We start from the raw sequence: 20,558 nt of genomic DNA, 5'->3' as shown, positions 1-20,558 counted from the left end.
CCCGGATTGCAACGGCATCCTTTTTATCTCGTTTTTAGAACGAGATAAAAAGATATAGTGAAAAGCCGGAAATTGCTCCTGAAAAAAATCGAAGAAAATGCAACGATACAAAGACCATCAACTGAAAATATACAATTCCCTTTCGGGAGAAAAAGAACTGTTTCAACCGGTACACGCCGGCAATGTGGGCATGTATGTTTGTGGCCCAACGGTTTACAGCAATGTACATCTCGGAAACGTGCGTACGTTCATGTCTTTTGATATGATTTTCAGGTATTTATTGCATTTGGGTTATAAAGTGCGCTATGTCCGAAATATTACAGATGTCGGTCACATTGTAGATGATGTGGATGATGGTGAAGATAAAATTGCCAAAAAAGCGCGCGTAGAACAATTGGAACCGATGGAAATTGTGCAGCGTTATACTGTAGATTTTCATGATGTATTGAATCAATTTAATTTTTTACCGCCAAGCATTGAACCGACCGCTACCGGACATATAATTGAGCAGATTGAAATTGTAAGACAGATTATTGAAAAAGGATTTGCTTATGAAAAAAATGGTTCGGTGTATTTTGATGTGGTGAAGTTTAATGAAAACCATCACTATGGCAAACTGAGCGGTAGAAATATTGATGAAATGCTTACCAACACACGTGACACCGATGGTCAAAGTGATAAAAAGAATCCGCAAGATTTTGCTTTATGGAAAAAAGCCGAACCTGAGCACATTATGCGTTGGCCTTCGCCTTGGGGCATTGGTTTTCCCGGATGGCATTTAGAATGTACCGCTATGAGCACCAAATATCTCGGAGAAACCTTTGATATTCACGGTGGTGGTATGGATTTAAAATTCCCGCATCACGAATGTGAAATTGCTCAAAACGAAGCCTGCACAGGGCATAGTCCGGTGAACTATTGGATGCACGCCAATATGCTGACGCTGAATGGTAAAAAGATGTCAAAATCGACCGGAAATAATATTTTGCCTAACGAAATTTATAATGGCGGAAGTCCGTTTTTAACTAAGGCTTTTTCACCAAACGTAGCCCGATTCTTTATGATGCAGGCGCATTACCGAAGTATTCTTGATTTTACCAATGACGGAATTTTAGCAGCTGAAAAAGGGTTCAACCGTTTGATGGAGAGTTTGGAACTTTTAAAAGATTTAAAGTCGAGTGCCACTTCTACCCTTGATATTGCCTCGTGGCAAAAAAGTTGCTACGATGCCATGAATGATGACTTCAATACACCGATACTGATTGCAACTCTTTTTGACGGAATACGATTTGTGAATTTAATTAATGACGGAAAGGAAACGGTGACAGAAGCCGATTTAAAAACGTTAACCGAAACATTACATACGTTCACTTTTGATGTTATCGGAATCAAGGATGAGAAAAATGCTACCGATCATTCTGAAAAATTAGACGGTGTAGTATCGATGTTGATCGGCATGCGAAATGAAGCCCGAGCCAATAAGAACTTTGCTTTGTCCGATCAAATCAGAGACCAATTGTTAGAACTCGGAATTCAGTTAAAAGACGGCAAAGACGGTACTACTTTTAGCGCTTAATTTAGGATTATATGCTAAAAAAAATTGCAATAGCGCCCTTATTAGCAATGATTTACGTTTACAAAATTGTAGTATCGCCGCTTACGCCAGCGAGTTGCCGATTTGAACCTACCTGCTCCAGTTATTTTATCGAAGCCTTGAAAATTCATGGTATATTCAAAGGAACCTATCTTGGGTTACACCGAATTTTTCGATGCCATCCTTGGGGAAAAAGTGGCTACGATCCGGTTCCCGAAAAAAAGTGTTCGCATTAAAGTTTCCTTAATTTATCACACTTTTTAGAACAAATCACTATTTTTACAACCAAACTTAGCCCAATAATTATGATTTGGAATCCAACAGAAGGAATAGATCTTGGTTTTTTTACTATTCGCTACTATAGTTTAATGTTTGTTATCGCCTTTGGTTTAGGCTGGTACATCATGAAACCTATTTTTAAAAGAGAAAACATCGCTCAGGATAAATTAGACACCTTATTTATTTGGACGGTTATTGCGACCTTACTCGGAGCTCGTTTGGGACAGGTATTCTTTTACGACTGGGAATATTTCAGAAACAATCCCATGGAAATATTGCTTCCGGTAAAGTTTGAACCAAAATTGCATTTTACAGGTTTTCAAGGCTTAGCTAGTCATGGTGCTGCGATAGCCATTATTATTGCGATGTATTTTTATAGTAAAAATGTAATCCATAAACCAATTCTTTGGATTTTAGACCGAATAGTAATTCCGGTTGCAAGTGGCGCTATTTTTGTTCGAATTGGCAATTTCTTCAACTCAGAAATCGTGGGTAAAGTAACCGATTCTCCTTTGGGAATTCGCTTTGTCAGAGATTATTATTCTCCAAAAGAAGTCGTGAATCTTACCAAAATTACGGATGTGAATCAAGCGTATGAAACGCTGGTTACCGATCCAAAATACGCCGCATTATTAGAAAGAGTTCCGCTGAAACATGCGGCTCAATTATACGAAGCTATCGCTTATGTGTTTGTGTTTTTTATCCTATTCTTCTTGTATTGGAAAACCAAAACAGCGGAAAAGCATGGTCTGATTTTTGGCTATTTCCTGATACTATTATGGTCGGTTCGATTTGTGGTAGAATACGTGAAAGAAAGTCAAGGAGGCATCGAAGAAACCTTCGGATTATTTTCGACCGGACAATGGCTTAGTATTCCGTTTATCTTATTGGGAATCTACTATTTATTCGTCGCCGAAAAGCCTATAGAAGACGATATCATCAAATAAAAAAAATCCCCTCAATGAGGGGATTTTTTTTATTCTTCTTCGTTAGCATTGGACTTGGCATAGTTGCGCCATTTCTCGATGCAATCGGTCATATCTTGCGGTAATTCGGTATCAAAGCGCATATACTCTTTGGTGGTTGGATGAATAAATCCGAGTGTTTTAGCATGTAAAGCTTGTCTTGGCAAAGTCTTAAAACAATTGTCGATAAACTGCTTGTATTTGGTAAACGTAGTGCCTTTCAAAATCAAATCGCCACCATAACGCTCATCATTGAACAAGGTGTGCCCGATATACTTCATGTGAACTCGAATCTGGTGCGTTCTTCCGGTTTCTAATTTACAGGAAACCAAAGTAACATAGCCAAAACGCTCCAATACTTTATAATGGGTAACGGCGTGCTTACCGATATCGCCTTCGGGGAAAACAGCCATTTGCATACGGTCTTTAACGTGTCGGGCTATATTGCCTTCTATAGTGCCTTCCTCCTCTTTGACATTTCCCCAAACCAACGCAATATATTCACGCTCCGTTGTCTTATCTTCAAACTGTTTGGCCAAATGCGTCATCGCTACTTCAGTTTTAGCAATCACCAAAAGTCCTGATGTATTTTTATCGATGCGGTGTACTAATCCAGGGCGATCGCTGGAGTTTTTAGGTAGATTTTCAAAATGAAAAGCCAAAGCATTGACCAAAGTTCCGGTATAATTTCCATGTCCAGGATGTACAACCAATCCCGGAGGTTTATTGATGACCAATAAAGCATCATCCTCATAGACAATATCAAGCGGAATGTCTTCCGGCAGAATCAAATTCTCAAACGGCGGATGCGAGAGCATTACCCGAACGACATCAAAAGGTTTTACACGGTAATTTGATTTTACCGGAATATCATTAACCCAAATGTTTCCATCCTCTGCGGCTTTCTGAATTTTATTTCGCGTAGCATTGGCGATGAGCTGCATTAAGAATTTATCTACCCGCAACAGTGACTGCCCTTTGTCAGCAACATGGCGATGGTGTTCAAATAATTCTTCTTCTTCTAGTTCAGGACTATTATCGGGATTATTCTGCATCTAAAGAGGGCATTTGCGTTGAATCTACCGCTGTAGAATCTATCGTAGTTTCATCAAAAACAACTTTTCCGTCGCCTAGTACCAAATCAATTTTGGAGGACTTCAGTACTTTGTCGCCTGATTTTAATTTCTTTCCATTCATGCGCATTTCCAAAACCATATCCTTCCCTAAATAAGGTCGGTAACTGATGGTTCCTTCTTTTAAACCAACCGCTTCTAGGGTTGGAATCGCCTGACGATAGGTTTTCTCGATTAAATCGGGAACGGAAACCATGGTATAGGTAGAAGCATTTATTTTTAAATAAATTTTTCTGCCTTCTTTTACTTTAGAACCGGCTTTGGGCTCTTGTTCAACAACAGTTAATTTGGGAGCATCGGGTCTGAAATCAACCGTATCCAAAATAATATAGTCCAAATCAAGGGCTGCTAGTTTTTCTTCTGCTTGTTCTGCTGAAAGTTTACTCAAATCAGGAACCGAAATTTCCTGTCCGTGATGCGTCGTAAACGTAATCCAATGAAAAAACAAATAGGCAATTACCGCAACTATTGCCATCGCGGCAAGAATTTGGGCAACGAAAACCCGACTGGTCAAATACGCGCGTAAACTCATAAGGCAAAATTAATTTACGCAAAGATATAAAAAAGATACGCTACGCTCATAGATTTTTAGATACGCTTCGCTCTTAGATTGTTAGACTTTTAGATACGCTTTGCTCTTAGATTGGTTAGATTGTTAGATATGCTTCGCTATTAGACTTTTAGAAAAAATAAACTCATAAATGCAGTAATCCAAAAGCACAGTTCATCTAATAATCTAAAAGGCATAGCTTTATCTAAAAATCTAACAATCTGAAAGGCGCAGCCGATTCTAACAATCTAAAAGGCGCAGCCGCTTCTAATAATCTAAAAGGCGAAGCCGATTCTAATAATCTAAAAGGCGAAGCCGATTCTAATAATCTAAAAGGCGAAGCCGATTCTAATAATCTAAAAGGCTAAGCCGATTCTAATAATCTAGAAGGCGAAGCCGATTCTAATAATCTAGAAGGCGAAGCCGATTCTAATAATCCAAGAGCGAAGCGATTCTAAAAATCTAATAATCTAACAAGTCTGTTATATGAAAAAAAATGATAATTTTGTCTTAACTAAAACTAACCTCAATGAACGTAGCAGTAGTAATGGGTGGATATTCGGAAGAATCTGTAATATCATTACGAAGTGGTCAATTAATTCTAAATCATATAGACAAATCGAAATACCAAGCTTATGAAGTTCATATCCTGAAAGACGGTTGGAACTGTGTCATCGAGGGTCAAAAATATCCCATCAACAAAGCTGATTTTACGGTTACTATAGACCAACAGAAAATATCTTTTGATGTCATTGTCAATACCATTCACGGTACTCCCGGAGAAGACGGGCACATGCAGGCGTATTGGGAGTTATTGGAACTGCCGTACACCGGATGTAGCTTCTATCAATCGAGTCTGACTTTTAATAAAAGAGATACGCTATCGGTCTTGTCCAAATTTAATATTCCGAAGGCAAAATCGATTTATATTTCACAAGGTGATGTTATTGATGGAGCTCAAATCGAAGCCGAATTGGGTCTGCCCTTTTTTGTAAAACCGAACCAATCTGGAAGTAGTTTAGGTGTTTCGATGGTGAGTACACTGGAGGATTTACCGAAAGCTTTAGATTTTGCTTTCGCAGAAGATAACGACATCCTTATTGAATCCTATTTGAATGGAACGGAAGTTTCTGTGGGTGTGCTTCATTTTAACGGAGCAACTAAGGTTTTAGGCATTACCGAAATTCTATCTCAAAATGAATTCTTTGATTACGAAGCCAAATATTTAGGCAAATCCGAAGAGATTACGCCAGCCCGAATCTCCAAAGAACTGGAGGCCTTAGTTATCGAAACCGCTAAAAAAGTATACCAATCCCTCGGAATGGTAGGCTTTTCCCGAACCGATTTTATCATTATGAACGGCATTCCGCATTTCATCGAAATCAATACCAATCCGGGTTTATCGCCGCAAAGTATTTTTCCGCAACAAGCCGCTTATGCCAATATTCCGTTTAGCGATTTGCTGGATAATGAAATAAGCTTAGCTTTACAAAGGAAACTTATTTGGAAAAGGTAAATAAAGTGGTCGGTTGTAGGTTGTTAGTTGTTAGTAAAGCTGCTTTTAACCAACAATAAGTACCTTAAAACATTCAACATTATGAAAAAAGCAGTTTTCCCTGGTTCGTTTGACCCGATTACTTTAGGTCATTATGATATTATCAAAAGAGGCATTTCGCTTTTTGATGAAGTGGTTGTCGCTATTGGTATCAACGCCGATAAAAAATACATGTTTTCTTTAGAAGACCGAAAAAAGTTCATCGAAGAATCGTTTAAAAACGAACCTAAGGTTTCTGTGATTACTTATGAAGGCTTGACGATTGATTTATGTCGAAAATTGAATGCCGAATTCATTCTGCGTGGCTTGCGAAATCCGGCCGACTTCGAGTTTGAAAAAGCCATTGCGCATACCAATAGAAAGTTGTCTAAGATAGAGACCGTATTCCTTTTAACCGCTTCTAAAACTTCGTATATTTCGTCGAGTATCGTGCGCGATGTCATCCGAAATGGCGGTGATTATACCGTTTTGGTACCGGAAAGTGTTGTAATTCCTAAAAAATAAAAACGAAAAAAATAATGCTATACGCCTCTAAAAAATCGCTATTCTTTTTACTGTCTACCCTTCTTTTTATACAAATTGGCTATAGCCAAAACATCACCGGAAAAATCATCGATGCGCAAACCGGCGAAAGTATTCCCTACGCCAACATCATGGTCAACAATTCGGAAAGTTTGGTTTCGAACACCGAAGGCTATTTTACCTTGCCGGAAAACAGTAGTGCTGACACTACACCAATAATAGTCTCCTATCTCGGATTTGCGAATAGTCTGTTAACCGTAGGCCAATTGAAAGACCAAGACTATATCGTTAAATTAACTCCAGCTATCATTGAGCTTAATGAAGTTAATGTCGCCAAAAAGTTGAGTCCGAATGAAATTATGGCGAACGTCAAAGCCAATTTGGTACGCAATTATAAGAAAGACGGACAACCCACGAAAGACATGTTGTTTTACAGAACGTCCTCTAACTTTAAACCTTCGAAATTGGATGTGGAGATTGAAAAATCTACCGGATTTTCAAAAGACGCTTTGAAGAAAGCTAATGCTCAAATGAGTGCGTATACTTCCAAACTAATTGCACAGCCGCCCAAAGAATACACCGACATCCTTTGTAATTACTACACGCTGAAAACAGAAAAGGACAACAAGCCATATTATCTGGCCAAGTTGGATGTGATGAAAGCAACTAAACTGAAAAACGAAAACAGCTCTGCCTCGCTGGAGGAATTAGAAAAATCGACTCGAGACATCATGTTGACGCATTTGGATTCGACTAAATACTACCGACTTAAAAGCGGTCTTTTTGGTTCCCGCGATACGTTATCCTTGCGAAAAGATTTTAATCAGAAAAAGAAAAAAGTAAAAACGAGCCAATTAACGAATACGAAAACCAGTTTGAGTTCCTTTTTATCTGAAACGAGTATGATGAACAAAAGCAAACTCGAATTCATCTACGATACCGAACTTTACGAGTATACCTACGAAGGCGCTACCTACTCTAGCGATTATGAGTTTATTTATGTTTTAAGTTTTAAACCTAAAAAAAATAGAGCCATTTACCGTGGCAAATTATACATTTCGGAGTCGGATTTTGCGGTACTGAGAACCGATTTTACCTTAGACGAAGGCAAGAAAGTAAGTGGCTTCAATATGAAATTCCTTTTGGGCGTCAAAACGCAAGAAAATGTGAGTTCCGGGACACTTATCTACAAAAAAAATCCTGTCGGAGAAGGCTATTATATGCAGTATGCTTCTAAAGAAACCGGACAATATATTTACCTGAACAGACCGCTAAAATTCATTGAACTGACCGATAGCGAAAAAGATGTCGTGGCCTTTGAAATGAAAATTGAAGCCAACACGATTACGAAAACCGAATTCCTAAACATTTCCCGTACTGAGACTTCAGAAGCTACTATCCAAAAATTAGCTGAAGATGATTTTTCGTTTATCAAGCTCAAATCCTACGATCCTAAAATATGGAAGGAATACAGCGCCATTGAGCCTGTAGAGGAAATGAAGCAATTTCGGTCTGTGGATTAGGTTTAAAGATACATAAAATCAACTTAGCAATTTTGGGAACGTAAGCTAAAGCACCTTTATCAGTTGGCTTTATTTTATTTTTGAAATTACTTGCCCAGTTGATTTAGTTGGTTTGTCCATGTCATTTTTAGCAAAATCAACGGCATTTCTGATTAATTTTTCAACGCTGTTATTTCTGTAATCATTTTCAGTTTTTATGGGAATATGTCGAATTAGAGTACCCGTTCCAAGTAACAAATTATGCTCATCTTCTAGCAGTGTCCCTTTATTAAATCCTAAATTTAAGTGATTTGTATATATTGGAATCATACAAAATGCATCCGAAAGCTTTTCAGAAATCGAAAAAACGGTGGTCAAAGCATGGGTGTGATAGAGTAACTCGTTACAATCCGGATACATTTCAATAATGTAATCTCTCAAATCATAAAACATGCGCACTAAATTGGGCTCTTTATGTTCTAATAATGTAACGAATTTTGGGTCTAAATTTCGATTCATTTTTATTTACAATTTTGTTTACGCTTAACTATATTGTTTCGGGGACGGATACTATAACTGCTCTGTAAATTATAGTCGGAAAGATAAGTAAAAATTTCAACTTAGTAATTTTCAGCTAAGACCCGAGTTCACAATAGTGGGCGAACGGAGCGTAGCTAAAAACTAAACAAGCTACTGTTCGATACTACTGTTGGTGACTGCGCTTTCATCTTCAGTTTCTTTCCTATCAATACTATGCTTCTCAACGACTTCATTGTCATTATGCTGTTTTATTTTCCATAACCAATAGATTCCGCCTAATGGAATTCCAAAAGTCCATACAGAACCTAGATACCCCATAAAACTGAAACTAATACCAAAAAGTATTTGAAAGTTTAACAGCTTAAATGATAGCCCTCCAACGGCGGCATATGAAATTGCAGGTACGTTAAAAAATAACACCGCTAAATATTTCCACCCTTTTTTTCTCAAACTACTTTTTCTAATTTTTCTAATTACATAAATATTGAAAAGTAACACGATTAAAGGCAAAAGTCCAAAGAACCAAAAAAGCATCATATTGGGTTTTTCTTCTTTTACTTCAAGCATTTGGATAGTGATTATCTTTTTGGAGTTGTCATCAAACAAAACTTCAAATACACCAAATTCTTTTTCATTGGAAAACTCAATTAAAGCAAGTGTTGCGTCAGGAGGTGTATTCTCACTTGGAACAGAAGAAATCTTTTTTTCTGCTTTCATGAGTGAATACTCAAAATTATTCCCAAAGTTTCGCTCTATTAATACTCTAAATTGATTTAATCCTAATCGTAAAGTATCAAGGTTTGTGTTTTTCCCCTTTTCACTTTCCATGGCCATCTGTGAGATACATTTGTCATAGTCTTTTTTCAAAAGGGTTTCTACAAAATCTTCTGTTTTGTCTTTAAATGTCAAACTGTCTTGGATAAATTCACAGCTTGTTACAAGTGAAAATGCCAGAATTAAAATTAATACTCTAAATATATTCATAGTCTTTTTGTTTGCAGTTTCGAACATTGACACCAACATGTCGTGGTATGAATCAGTGGTGGCTTTTTAAATTATAATCAGAAATATAAGCAAAATTTCAACTTCGTAATTAGAGGCTGAGGAATATAAGTCAGCTATTGCTTTAAACGGCGGTTAGCTTCCGTTACTTTATTTTTACCATTTCACAATCGACAACAAAATCAGAAAAATTTGAACTAAGCCTTAAGAATATTATCTTCCCTTCTATTTTTAAAATCTCAGCTTTCATGATATCTGTTGGCTTGCTTTCAGGACGGATTTCTCCTTTAAGAACTTTTTTATGTTGAAGTTCATAGTGACAATCGTCAATCCAAACAACATCATACTGTGCCTGAAATCCCATAAACTCATTTGTTTCAATTTGAGAGTTTTCAGTTCGTTCAATTTTTGTAATTCCATACTCTTTTGAGTCAAGTTCGAAAGTGCCAATATGGGCAGCATTACATTTTGAAGTTTGTGCATTTAAAGTGAAACTAAACACAAAAGCGATAACAATTAAGGTTTTAGACATTGTATATTGATTTAGGTTATCTGCATTGTTGGGGTAACGGCGCATCGCTAAAGACAAACTAGTTATTGTTTGAAGCCGCTGTTAGCTACAGTGTTATTCGGTGATATTTAAGTTCGGATATTTTTCTTTGAATTTTTGTATATCTCTTTCTTTTTCATCATTAAGTTTTAGAGTACCATAACTGTAATTGAAATAAATCTCTCCAAGGTATTTAACTTTCCCTTTTTCTATTTTAAAATCTATATTTATTGGAACTTGTCCGTGAGATTGTATATAACCTCCGTTTTCATGTAGACGTAAGGTCGTAAATCTATATTTACCCTGCACTTCAGTTATTGAAAAAAAATATACAGCTTTGTTTTCATCGAAAAAATCAGGTTTGAATTTCATAGCGACCATTTGTTCAGGTCTTATTGTTATCATTTTACTAGTTGATATTGATTTGTCATTTTCTCCTAGATAATGAAAAAAGTATTGATTAAAAATTGGCTTTTTATTTTCAAAAGCAATTGTGCCTATAATCATTCCATCATTAGAGTTTGAAGAAAATGATTGAGGAATTAGGGCTGATGGTGCCGTTGCACACGAAACTAGAAATAGTGAAGCAAATAAGAATAGTGTTAGATTTTTCATTTATTTAAAGATTTGTTTTAACATGTAGCTAACATGCCACGGCTTCAAACAGTGGCGACTTTTTAATTATAGTTGGAAAGATAAGCAAAATTTCAATTTAGTGAATTACGGCTAAGAAGAACTAGACCAGATACCTGCCAGCCTGCAGGCTGGTTGCGCAAAGCTGCTATTAGTGGTTCATTGTTTTATTTTTCGACAATTTGTGTTAACCATTTAAAGTAAATATTATTTGTCTCCTCGTCTGGATACTCATGTGCTTTGTTCTCGATTAATCGCTCTGTTACTGCAATACTTTTTGATTTTAGTTTAGTTATTAATTCCTCTATTTTGGATATTGGTAATGCACCATCTTTTCTTCCGTGATAAATAAATACAGGAATATTCAAAAAATTGGTTAGATACTTATCGTCTAAAAAATTAGGATGTCCTTCTCCTAACCATTCATTTGCTAAATCTGGGTGTCCAGCGAATATAGCAACGCCTTTGTATAAATCTGAATTTTGGTAGAATGTTCTTAATGCTCCATAACCTCCCATAGAAAATCCACCTACAATTATTTTATTGGCATCCACTGAAAAATGAAGTTTTACATCTTCAATTGCTTCTATAATATCGTTCTGCGAACTATCCGAAGCATAGCACTGATAAATATCTCTTGCCAATGGTGCCAGTTCAATAAAATTTCCACCGCTTCTTGCACTTTTTAATAAATTTTGTTCATCTTGACCACTACCGTGAAGAAAGACTAGTAGTGGATATTTTTTAGTTGGGTCGTAGTCTTTTGGTAGTTTTATTGTGTAGGGTTGATATGTATTGTCATATTTTGATTTAAAAGCTCTTCTATAAGATTTTGTAATTCCTTGATAAGGGTCAATTCCTCTTAAAAACTGAGAATATTCAATTTCAAACCCAAGATATTCATCGAATAGTTCTTTCCCTGTTTCATACACTTTTAGTGTGTTTAAATTCTTTTCAATCAAATTCATTTTGAATAACAAAGTGTTAACCGTTCCAATTTTTAAAGCATGTCTGTTATTTGAAATTTTCAATCTCATTTCATCGAAATTGAGTAATGGAAAAACAATAAAATCATATTGGGCAATAGTTTCCTTGTTTGATGTAACAAATAAATTATAACGATTTGGAAGTAACCTATTAAGGTCGCATTTCAATAACTCATTTTGTAATTTTTTATTGAGTTTTAAATTTATTTTTCGATTGAAAACTATTTTGGATGAGTCGTTTTGAATTTCAATTTCGATTAATTTAGAATAACTTTTATCGGATACAGAAATTAAATTTAAGAATAGTGATTCAGCCACACTGATATTTCTTTTTTTAATTTTTGCCGTGATAAATTCTTTGTTTACTGTTTTTGGTTTCTCAAAAACAATCTTCATAAAATTCCTTTTAGGAATTTCCTCATCCCATATTCCTTCGTCTTTTACAACCGAATAACCGAAAGCATTGTTATTACTTATTGCTTTTGCGAAATATAAATTATAACCCAATTGTTCTGAAAACCACGGATGATAAGGCTCAATATCGTTCCATGCTAATAATACCTCAAAACCACATTTTCCATCATAACATTTTTCTTCAAATTGAGTTTCAGTGCTAAGTTTTTTTCCGATGTTTTGCTGTCTGTTATAATCCCAAATCCTTTTTCTTGCTTGGGAATTTTTATCCTTTGTTGCTGCGAATACAATATCGTAATATTCATCTGTTAAGGAATCTTTTTGTGGTTTTGCAAGTAGGAGTTTAAAACCATCACCATTTATAAATCCTCTATCCCTGTTTGTAATACTGTCCGCTTTTGTTTCTATGTAAAAATACAAATGCGTTGGTGTGTATGCCATACGATAGGTTACACCAATAGAATCTGTATCTGGATTGTCGAAACGATAAAAATGATTAAATTTTTTTTCTTGAAGATTTTTTAATCCTTCATCTAACTTACCATCTACGAAAGGAGTAAATTTTAAAAACCTTATTTTGTCAAGCGCTAAATTCTGCCCAAGTCCGATTTGGGTAATTATTAATAGAAAAAAAAGGATTTTAACTTTCATCATCGTGTCACATTTTTTTTTATTGAAAATTGCATTATATTCTTGAATTTTCCGAGTTTTTTTTACAATGACGGCTAACGGTCGATGCTTAGCGTCAGTGGCGAAGTTCGGAACTTTAGATTTTCTGTTAAAGATAAAAATTCTTGTGGAACGCAAACGTCAACTTACCACAAAACTCGCAATTGCGAGAAACGGCTGTTACCATTAGGTTTTATTGAACTCGGTTTTCTTTAATGTTTATAATTATATTATGTATAAAGTAATATATTGAAAGAGCTATTATCCATATAGTTATGTTAATAGACCATTTTTCGGTTGCATTTAATGAATCATATTTTAAAACAAATTCTTTAATCCAGTAGAATTCTAAAAGAAATGGAATAAATGAAAATAAAATTATAGGGAATATTAATAAAGCTCCAAAACATCCAAGTTTAGATTTCCCTTTGTAACTCAGTGTTCCAAGTTCACTAAATAATGAAAAAGGAAGTAAACTTCTAGTAAAATCATCCATTTGCGTAACATCATTTTGAATTGGATTTTTATAGTTAAAAAACTCGATTGTATATTCTTTTACAATTTTATGGAGTTCTGCTTTGTGTGCACTTAACAAAACAAATCTGAAAATTAAAAATGCAAAAACTAATGGGATAAATATCTTGATTGCATTTAAATTACTGAATGATAAAGGACCAATTTCAACTGATCCTGATTTTGTTGCGTCGGCTAAATAATATAGCAATATGAGCAATAACATCACTAATGCTATTACATTTCCTTCTTTTGATACAGCATTACATTTATCTAAAACGATATTTAGATAAATACTATTTTTTTCAGCACTATTTTGGTTGATAGTCTCTTTTATTTCATTGTTTGTCATAAACTTAATGTTAACTAGCAAACAGGCCTGATAAAACCCATCCCTAGTTCCGCTAATATATAAATTTATTACAATTTAACCTTACATTTTTTGCTGTAATCCATAATCTGTATCAATCCATTTAGAACTGTGTCAATCGTTTTTTCAAAAAAAGGTTAACACACTGGCAGTATTTTTGATACCTATCAAAAATGTACAAAATAATCTGTACAAAATATTTTGTACAGATTATTTTGTACCTACAGTTCAGAAAAGCATAATTTAAAAAAACAGCCATGAAAAGAAAAGGAACCAACGGCTCATCAGAATTTGGGCTAAAGCAGGAAGAAATCGCCATGATATTAAGAATTCCACGAATTCAATGGACACATTCCAAAACAAGCGGAAGACTGCTACCACATGGCATTGGCGAACGTGTATCGCAAATGCTTATGTACATGCTGTCGCCTAAAGCCAAAAAGTTGCAAAGCCTCACTAGGCCCGAGTGTGCAGACACCAAAACAAAGCCAATCGTAGAAAAACGGCTAAAGGAAAATGAGTACCAGCTTATGAAAATCACCCGAAAGATAGCGCCTGTTCAGGAAAAATTGGAGAAATGCTCAAAAGCAGTGGAACTGATGCATTTTTTAAATTCACCGGAAGAAATTAAAAAAGCAGCGGATCCGGAAACTATAAGTTCACTAGAGAAGACATACATTACAAAGTATACCGATTGTAAATCGCAACTGACTTTGTTGGAACTAGATCAGGAGTTATTAGAAAATGAGAGATTAGTCCTTGAAGCCGCACTTCAAAAATTACCTTAATACTTCTCCCCTTTAGTATCTTCTTCCTTCTTCACCACCTTGCGCGCTACTTCAATTTTAAATTTCTTCCCTTTCATCTTTTCGTCGCGGATGTTGGTAAGCAGGTCTTTCACTTTGTTAAATTTAACCGCGGCAAACGAAATAAAATCTTTGACTTCAATCAGTCCCAAATCGCCTTTTTCGAGTTGGCCTTTTTGCGAAAAGAAACCCACGATGTCAATTTTATTCAGCTTGCTTTTCTTGCCTCCGCTGATGTAAATGGTCTGGAATTCGGGTGGTTTGGGTAAGGTAGTCGCATGATCCACTTTCAAAACAGGCATACCATAATCGATATAGTCTTGTTTTTTCTCACTGTCATGGACTAAGATATAAGCCGTTCCACTAGCCAACATTCGGGCAGTTCTTCCGTTTCTATGCGTGAATTCGTCTTCCTTAGAAGGCAAATGGTAATGAATGACATGCTTCATTTCGGGAATATCCAAACCTCGTGCCGCCAAATCGGTCGTCACCAGATAACTTACACTGCCATTTCTAAACTGAATCAAAGCACGTTCCCTTTCGTCCTGATCCATACCGCCATGGTAATAGGTGGCATAAATCCCTTTTTCGTTCAACGAATCGCTGATGCGTTCAGCAGCATCTCTGTGATTGCAGAAGATTAAGGCCGATTGCGATTTTAAGGAACATATCAGGTTGAATAAAGTACCTATCTTATCCTTTTCCTTAGAAACGACCATTTTCATGGTAAGATTGATTTTTTCTTCTTCTGATGGAATAAAATCTAAAACCGTTGGACTGACTACTCGCGTATATTTTGGAATCTCAATGCCGGACGTAGCCGAAACTAAAATGCGTTTGTTGACTTTCGATAATTTACTAATGATAAAAGACATTTCCTCATGAAAACCCAATTGCAGTGATTTATCAAATTCATCTAACACTAAAGTTTGAATCTTTTCCGCCTTAAACGTGCCGCGGACAAGATGATCGGCAATACGTCCCGGAGTTCCAATTAAAACAGCGGGTGGATTGGATAAATTTTTGATTTCGGTTTCTATGGAATGGCCTCCGTAGCAGACATTGACCTTATACGCCGTACCCATTTTTTTCCAAACTTGTTCAATTTGCAGTCCCAATTCTCTTGAAGGCACTAAAATCAGACATTGCACTCCAGCCGCATATTCATCGAGTAGTTCATAAATAGGCAATAAAAAAGCTAATGTTTTTCCGGAACCCGTTGGCGACAGCAATAAAACATTAGGATTATTCAGAATAGCTTCCTGAGCTGCAAGCTGCATGTCGTTTAAACTTTCGATGCCTAAATTCAATAACAAGTTCGTGGAATGGTGCGGATTTATCATGGCGCAAAGATTTGAGATTAAGAGGAGGAAGCCCGGTGGGCTTCAGGTATACTCACGTGAGCGAATTGTTCAAAGTTAACCATTAGGTTGTTAAGAAGTACTTATTTAAGGAGCTTTTCTTCTTCAAACAACAGTTTAATATTTTCAAAAGAGTTTTTCAAGGCCTCTTTTATTTCTTCTGGAGTAAGCCAAACTGCTTTTTCTATGCCTTCGTTTTCTTGAGGTTCCGGTATGCCGACATAATCGGTATGCATTTCAAACCAATGAGTTACTTTCAATTTATATTTTCCATTGCGCTTAAACACATGGTAGGTTTTTTGGAGTTTACGACTGATGGCCAGTTTGCCGACTCCGGTCTCCTCTTCTACCTCACGCATAGCGGTTTCTTCAATTTCTTCGCCTTTTTCGATGCCGCCTTTCGGTAAATCCCATTTTCCATTTCTGAAGATGAACAACACCTCGCCTTTTTTGTTATAGACCAATCCACCTCCGGCTTTGCAAACCGGAATTTTCTCTTTCATTTTTTTAAGAATGGCTTTTTCGTCTGGATAGTACAAAGAAGCTTTCTGAATTTTGTTCTGGAACATTTTGATGATGAGTTGTTCAATATCAATACTTTCCAGCAAAAACAACTGAAAATCGGTCTCCTTGGCGATTTCGTTTGTTAAAAAAAGAGGCTTGTCGTTGACAAAAACTTTATACATTTGTACTATGATTTTTAATAAAGATACAGCCGAAAAAACAGCCGAATTGCTTTTACAAATAAATGCAATTAAATTGAATCCAAGAAATCCTTTTACATGGGCTTCGGGTTGGAATTCTCCCATTTACTGCGACAACCGACTAATACTCTCATTCCCAGCGATAAGAAATTTTGTCCGCGAAGAATTTTCGAAGCATATTGAAAAAGAATTTGGCAAACCCGATGTTATTGCCGGTGTAGCCACAGGAGCTATCGGAATTGGGATCTTGGTTGCCGAATATATGGGCTTACCGTTTGTTTACGTAAGACCGGAACCCAAAAAACACGGAAGACAAAATCAAGTGGAAGGCTTTCTGCAAAAAGGACAAAATGTAGTGGTTGTAGAAGATTTAATCAGTACCGGAAACAGCAGTTTATTGGCCGTTGAAGCCTTGAAAGAAGCCGGAGCCAACATCAAAGGTATGGCTGCAATCTTTACGTACGGATTTGATGTTGCAACTGAAAATTTTAAAAATGCGAATGTCGATTTAAAAACACTGAGCAATTACGAAAATTTGCTTCATCTGGCTGTAGCCAAAAATTATATCACCGAAAAAGAATTGAAAACCTTGCAGGAATGGCGTGAAAGTCCGTCGACTTGGAAGGTCTGATTGAGAGACAAGAAGCAAGAAGCAAGAAGCAAGAGACAAGAAGCAAGAAGCAAGAAGCAAGAGACAAGAAAAAAATAATTGTCCCCTTGAGGGGACTTTAGGGGTGTTTACCTCAAATAAAAACAGAACACATTATGAATTTAGAAAGTCCAAAAGTTACTGTAGCCAAATCGGCACAACACTTATTTGAATCGTTATCAGATGTTAAAAACTTTGAAAAATTAATGCCGGATAACATTGCTAAGTTTGAAGTGTTAGGGGATGATATTTTCAATTTTGGTTTAAAAGGAATGCCCGAAATCAAGTTGCGATTAAAAGAAGGTGTGCCCTACTCTAAAGTAAATCTTGCCGCAGCGAGTGATAAGTTACCGTTTACCCTTACGGCCAACATTGATTCCCTTTCTGAAGGTCAGAGTGCTGTTCAATTGCAGTTTGAAGGCGATTTCAATCCGATGATGGCCATGATGATTAAAGGACCCATCTCTAAGTTTATTGAAACCTTAGCAGAGAATATGCAGAAGCTGTAAAACTCTTTTGTCATTCCCGCGAAGGCGGGAATCCATTTGTTGTGCGTGATTCTATTAACCCTCTCCACCATTGAATAAATATAAATGACAATCTTTTAGTTATTTTTGTACTTATTTCAAACTAGATTTTATGCATCAAATTATCATACCTTATATTAATAAACACAACAATGAACCACTAACAAAAGAAGAAGAGCTTTTAGTTGTTTCTTCATTTCAATTAAAAAAGTTAAGGAAAAAGCACTATTTTTTACAAGAGGGAGAAGTCTGTAAATACACAGGCTTTGTTATAAAAGGTGCGATGAGAATGTATAGTGTTGATGAAAATGGAATTGAGCATATTTTACATTTATATACTGAAAATTATTGGGCAACAGACCGTGAAAGTTCAATTATGCTTACACCTTCTAGATATAATATTGATGCTTGGGAAGATACCGAATTACTCATTATTTCAAGAGCAGAAATGCTTGAATTAATGGAAAAAATACCTGCATTAGTTAAAATGTTTCAAAAACTTGATGAAAGAAACGCCATCGCCTCTCATAGAAGATTAAATTCATCAATAAACAGCAACGCAGAGGAACGTTACAAAGAATTTGCCGAAAATCATCCCCAATTTATCCAACGTTTTCCATTGCATATCATTGCGTCTTATATAGGCATTACCAAAAGTACATTAAGCCGCATTAGAGGAGTGAAAAAGTAACCATTTTTTTGTTGACAAAAGGCAACGTTATTATTTGCTTTTTGGGGTCGTTTTTTAGTTCGTTTAGGATGCAACTTTGCATCTGTAAATTAATTAAAAAACAAAAAAAATGGAAAATTCAAAAAACAAAACACAAGCAACTCAATTACTACGTAACAGTTTAGACAAATTTCTTGCAAAAGATATGAAAGGTTGGTCAGAGCTATGTGCAGACAATGTAGTTGCTGAATTCCCTTTTGCACCAGAAGGAATGCAAAACAGATTTGAAGGCAAAGAAGCTCTTTACAACTACTTAAAAGATTACCCAAGTTTTATTGACGTTAAGACCTTGCCTACGTTAAAAATTTATGGCACAGATAATCCAAATATGGCCGTTGCAGAATGGAGTGCATCTGGTGTAGTTATAGGAAATGGCAATCCATACGAAATGAGCTATGCCACTTTTGTAACTTTTGAAAACGATCTAATTGTCAACTACCGTGAATATTGGAATCCACAAGCATTTCAAAAAGCAATGAGCGGTGGAAATTTTGCAGAATAATAATTAAAAAAAGTAAAGCCGTTGATTTTCTTCAATGGCTTTTACAATTATTCATCATTTCAAGCAATAAAAATGAAAAAGCAAACAAGTTTTTCTACAAAAGGGCAAAGAGCAGATTTAGGCCCTCTACAAATACAACGAATGTTGCCAAACCGATATGCTGATGCCGTTGGCCCATTTGTGTTTTTGGATTATGTAGCACCAGCCATAAAGGAAACAATCAATAAAAATGGAATGGGTGCTCATCCTCATAGAGGTATCGCCACATTAACTTACATTTTGCAGGGCGAAGTAGAGCATTTTGATAGTGCTGGTAATACCGGTAAAATATATTCAGGTGGAATGCAATGGATGAAAGCAGGTAATGGAATAATCCACGACGAAAATTTTAATTACGACAGCCAAACGGATAGCAAATACATACACGGTTTTCAATTTTGGTTAAACTTGCCATCCAAAAATAAAGCTGAAAAACCTGAACATATAGCAATTCAAGCCAATGAAGTGCTTCAAAAACAACTAGCAGACAATGGCGGATGGCTAAAAGTGATAGTTGGAAATTATAAAAGTTCAAGTTCCAAAATTCCTAATTATTCAGAGCAATTTTTGTATCATATTCATTTAGAAGCTGGGAAATCTTTTACTCTAAATTTTAAAGATAAAATTGAAGTAGCTGCCTTTTTACCAACTTACAATGCAATTTTGAATGACACAGAATTTCACAAAGGAGATTTCGTAGAATTTGATAGAAATTCTGGCGATATTGAGATTAAAAACACTTCTGAGAAAGTCATTGACATTATGCTTTTTGGTGGAGAATCTTACACCGAAGCTATAATTGCTGAAGGTCCATTCATAATGAACACCCATGCAGAAATTGCAGAAGCATACCGTGATTTCTATGCTGGGAAATACGGAGAAATAAAAATTAATAATAAAAATGAAAATTATAAAAAATGAAAATAGTAGCATTTGGAGGTAGCAATAGTTCTAACTCAATCAACAAAAAATTAGCAACTTACATTACAACATTTTTTAAAGAGCATTCAATAGAAATTCTTGATTTGAATGATTATGAAATGCCTTTATTTAGTGTAGATAAAATAGCAAAAAATGGCTTACCTCAATTAGCATTAGATTTTGCCAATAAAGTTGACGAAAGTGACTTTATTATTATGTCACTTGCTGAAAATAATGGTGCATATACTGTTGCATTTAAAAACATCTTTGATTGGATTTCGGTAATTCAAGACCGTAAAGCGTTTTGGGGCAATAAACCCACATTTGTTATAGCAACATCACCAGGTCCAAGAGGTGGATCATCAGTTTTAAATTTAGCAAAAACTACGCTTCCATATTACGGAGCAAATGTTATTGACACTTTTTCACTACCAAGCTTTTATGAAAACTTCAAAGATGAAATAGGAATAGTAAATTTAGAATTTGAAACTGATCTAAAATCAAAGATTGAAAAAATAAAAGCAGATTTTCTGAAATAAAAA

Annotated in this window: 23 protein-coding genes; 13 read left to right on the top strand and 10 right to left on the bottom strand. The window is 35.7% G+C overall.

Annotated features, from left to right (window positions below):
• The first annotated feature begins 97 nt into the window (after positions 1-97).
• The 3 genes from cysS (at position 98) to lgt (ending at position 2,820) form a co-directional block, all read left to right on the top strand.
• On the top strand, positions 98-1,576 hold the full coding sequence (cysS, locus tag ACULEU_RS05885; protein WP_445454518.1) for a cysteine--tRNA ligase: 1,479 nt from the start codon (positions 98-100) through the stop codon (positions 1,574-1,576).
• An 11-nt stretch (positions 1,577-1,587) separates the two neighbouring features.
• Positions 1,588-1,830 carry a membrane protein insertion efficiency factor YidD gene (gene yidD / locus ACULEU_RS05880; protein ID WP_445454517.1) on the top strand — a complete coding sequence of 81 codons (243 nt, stop codon included), beginning with the start codon at positions 1,588-1,590 and terminating at the stop codon, positions 1,828-1,830.
• 69 nt (positions 1,831-1,899) lie between these two features.
• Positions 1,900-2,820 carry a prolipoprotein diacylglyceryl transferase gene (lgt, locus tag ACULEU_RS05875; protein WP_445454516.1) on the top strand — a complete coding sequence of 307 codons (921 nt, stop codon included), beginning with the start codon at positions 1,900-1,902 and terminating at the stop codon, positions 2,818-2,820.
• Positions 2,821-2,849: 29 nt separating this feature from the next.
• Here the strand turns inward: lgt and ACULEU_RS05870 are convergent, their stop codons facing one another.
• Positions 2,850-3,893: an RluA family pseudouridine synthase gene (locus ACULEU_RS05870; RefSeq protein WP_445454515.1), complete on the bottom strand. Its 1,044-nt coding sequence runs from the start codon at positions 3,891-3,893 to the stop codon at positions 2,850-2,852.
• Positions 3,883-4,503, bottom strand: coding sequence for a PASTA domain-containing protein (locus ACULEU_RS05865; RefSeq protein ID WP_445454514.1), 621 nt, complete (start codon positions 4,501-4,503; stop codon positions 3,883-3,885). Before ACULEU_RS05865 ends, ACULEU_RS05870 begins: the two co-directional genes overlap by 11 nt.
• A 547-nt stretch (positions 4,504-5,050) precedes the next feature.
• Here ACULEU_RS05865 and ACULEU_RS05860 point away from each other — a divergent pair.
• From ACULEU_RS05860 to ACULEU_RS05850, 3 genes are all read left to right on the top strand, one after another.
• Positions 5,051-6,037, top strand: coding sequence for a D-alanine--D-alanine ligase (locus ACULEU_RS05860; protein WP_445454513.1), 987 nt, complete (start codon positions 5,051-5,053; stop codon positions 6,035-6,037).
• An 81-nt stretch (positions 6,038-6,118) separates the two neighbouring features.
• Positions 6,119-6,580 (top strand): pantetheine-phosphate adenylyltransferase, encoded by a 462-nt coding sequence (coaD, locus tag ACULEU_RS05855; protein WP_445454512.1) that lies wholly within the window; start codon positions 6,119-6,121, stop codon positions 6,578-6,580.
• A gap of 14 nt (positions 6,581-6,594) precedes the next feature.
• Positions 6,595-8,121: a carboxypeptidase-like regulatory domain-containing protein gene (locus tag ACULEU_RS05850; RefSeq protein ID WP_445454511.1), complete on the top strand. Its 1,527-nt coding sequence runs from the start codon at positions 6,595-6,597 to the stop codon at positions 8,119-8,121.
• A gap of 69 nt (positions 8,122-8,190) precedes the next feature.
• On the opposite strand, the gene ACULEU_RS05845 is transcribed toward ACULEU_RS05850, so the two are convergent.
• The 6 genes from ACULEU_RS05845 to ACULEU_RS05820 form a co-directional block, all read right to left on the bottom strand.
• Positions 8,191-8,619 (bottom strand): DUF1801 domain-containing protein, encoded by a 429-nt coding sequence (locus ACULEU_RS05845; RefSeq protein WP_445454510.1) that lies wholly within the window; start codon positions 8,617-8,619, stop codon positions 8,191-8,193.
• 171 nt (positions 8,620-8,790) lie between these two features.
• Positions 8,791-9,624: a hypothetical protein gene (locus ACULEU_RS05840; protein ID WP_445454509.1), complete on the bottom strand. Its 834-nt coding sequence runs from the start codon at positions 9,622-9,624 to the stop codon at positions 8,791-8,793.
• Between the two features lie 163 nt (positions 9,625-9,787).
• Positions 9,788-10,174: a hypothetical protein gene (locus ACULEU_RS05835; protein WP_445454508.1), complete on the bottom strand. Its 387-nt coding sequence runs from the start codon at positions 10,172-10,174 to the stop codon at positions 9,788-9,790.
• Positions 10,175-10,267: 93 nt separating this feature from the next.
• Entirely contained in the window at positions 10,268-10,807 is a 540-nt protein-coding gene (locus tag ACULEU_RS05830; protein WP_445454507.1) for a hypothetical protein, read from the bottom strand.
• Positions 10,808-10,992: 185 nt separating this feature from the next.
• Complete coding sequence (locus ACULEU_RS05825) at positions 10,993-12,879, bottom strand: carboxylesterase family protein (protein ID WP_445454506.1); 1,887 nt, start codon at positions 12,877-12,879, stop codon at positions 10,993-10,995.
• A 208-nt stretch (positions 12,880-13,087) separates the two neighbouring features.
• The gene (locus ACULEU_RS05820; protein WP_445454505.1) at positions 13,088-13,759 is read right to left on the bottom strand and encodes a hypothetical protein; all 672 of its coding nucleotides are present in this window, start codon (positions 13,757-13,759) and stop codon (positions 13,088-13,090) included.
• A 275-nt stretch (positions 13,760-14,034) separates the two neighbouring features.
• Here ACULEU_RS05820 and ACULEU_RS05815 point away from each other — a divergent pair, with 275 nt between their 5' ends.
• Positions 14,035-14,565 (top strand): hypothetical protein, encoded by a 531-nt coding sequence (locus ACULEU_RS05815; protein WP_445454504.1) that lies wholly within the window; start codon positions 14,035-14,037, stop codon positions 14,563-14,565.
• On the opposite strand, the gene ACULEU_RS05810 is transcribed toward ACULEU_RS05815, so the two are convergent.
• Both ACULEU_RS05810 and ACULEU_RS05805 read right to left on the bottom strand, forming a co-directional pair.
• Entirely contained in the window at positions 14,562-15,926 is a 1,365-nt protein-coding gene (locus tag ACULEU_RS05810) for a DEAD/DEAH box helicase (RefSeq protein WP_445454503.1), read from the bottom strand. The two genes, ACULEU_RS05815 and ACULEU_RS05810, sit on opposite strands and share 4 nt — an antisense overlap.
• 101 nt (positions 15,927-16,027) lie before the next feature.
• Positions 16,028-16,630 carry an NUDIX hydrolase gene (locus tag ACULEU_RS05805; protein WP_445454502.1) on the bottom strand — a complete coding sequence of 201 codons (603 nt, stop codon included), beginning with the start codon at positions 16,628-16,630 and terminating at the stop codon, positions 16,028-16,030.
• A gap of 7 nt (positions 16,631-16,637) precedes the next feature.
• On the opposite strand from ACULEU_RS05805, the gene pyrE reads away from it, so the two are divergent.
• The 6 genes from pyrE (at position 16,638) to ACULEU_RS05775 (ending at position 20,555) form a co-directional block, all read left to right on the top strand.
• On the top strand, positions 16,638-17,279 hold the full coding sequence (pyrE, locus tag ACULEU_RS05800; RefSeq protein WP_445454501.1) for an orotate phosphoribosyltransferase: 642 nt from the start codon (positions 16,638-16,640) through the stop codon (positions 17,277-17,279).
• A gap of 134 nt (positions 17,280-17,413) precedes the next feature.
• Positions 17,414-17,806: an SRPBCC family protein gene (locus tag ACULEU_RS05795; RefSeq protein ID WP_445454500.1), complete on the top strand. Its 393-nt coding sequence runs from the start codon at positions 17,414-17,416 to the stop codon at positions 17,804-17,806.
• A gap of 130 nt (positions 17,807-17,936) precedes the next feature.
• Complete coding sequence (locus ACULEU_RS05790; RefSeq protein ID WP_445454499.1) at positions 17,937-18,515, top strand: Crp/Fnr family transcriptional regulator; 579 nt, start codon at positions 17,937-17,939, stop codon at positions 18,513-18,515.
• A 109-nt stretch (positions 18,516-18,624) separates the two neighbouring features.
• Positions 18,625-19,056: a nuclear transport factor 2 family protein gene (locus ACULEU_RS05785; RefSeq protein WP_445454498.1), complete on the top strand. Its 432-nt coding sequence runs from the start codon at positions 18,625-18,627 to the stop codon at positions 19,054-19,056.
• A gap of 72 nt (positions 19,057-19,128) precedes the next feature.
• Positions 19,129-20,016 (top strand): pirin family protein, encoded by an 888-nt coding sequence (locus ACULEU_RS05780; protein WP_445454497.1) that lies wholly within the window; start codon positions 19,129-19,131, stop codon positions 20,014-20,016.
• A complete protein-coding gene (locus ACULEU_RS05775) occupies positions 20,013-20,555 on the top strand; it encodes an NADPH-dependent FMN reductase (protein WP_445454496.1) in 543 nt (180 codons plus the stop codon). Before ACULEU_RS05780 ends, ACULEU_RS05775 begins: the two co-directional genes overlap by 4 nt.
• Positions 20,556-20,558 lie beyond the last annotated feature (3 nt).

The sequence above is a fragment of the Flavobacterium sp. 25HG05S-40 genome (genome assembly GCF_052654735.1).
This window is presented reverse-complemented; position numbering and strand designations above follow the sequence as displayed.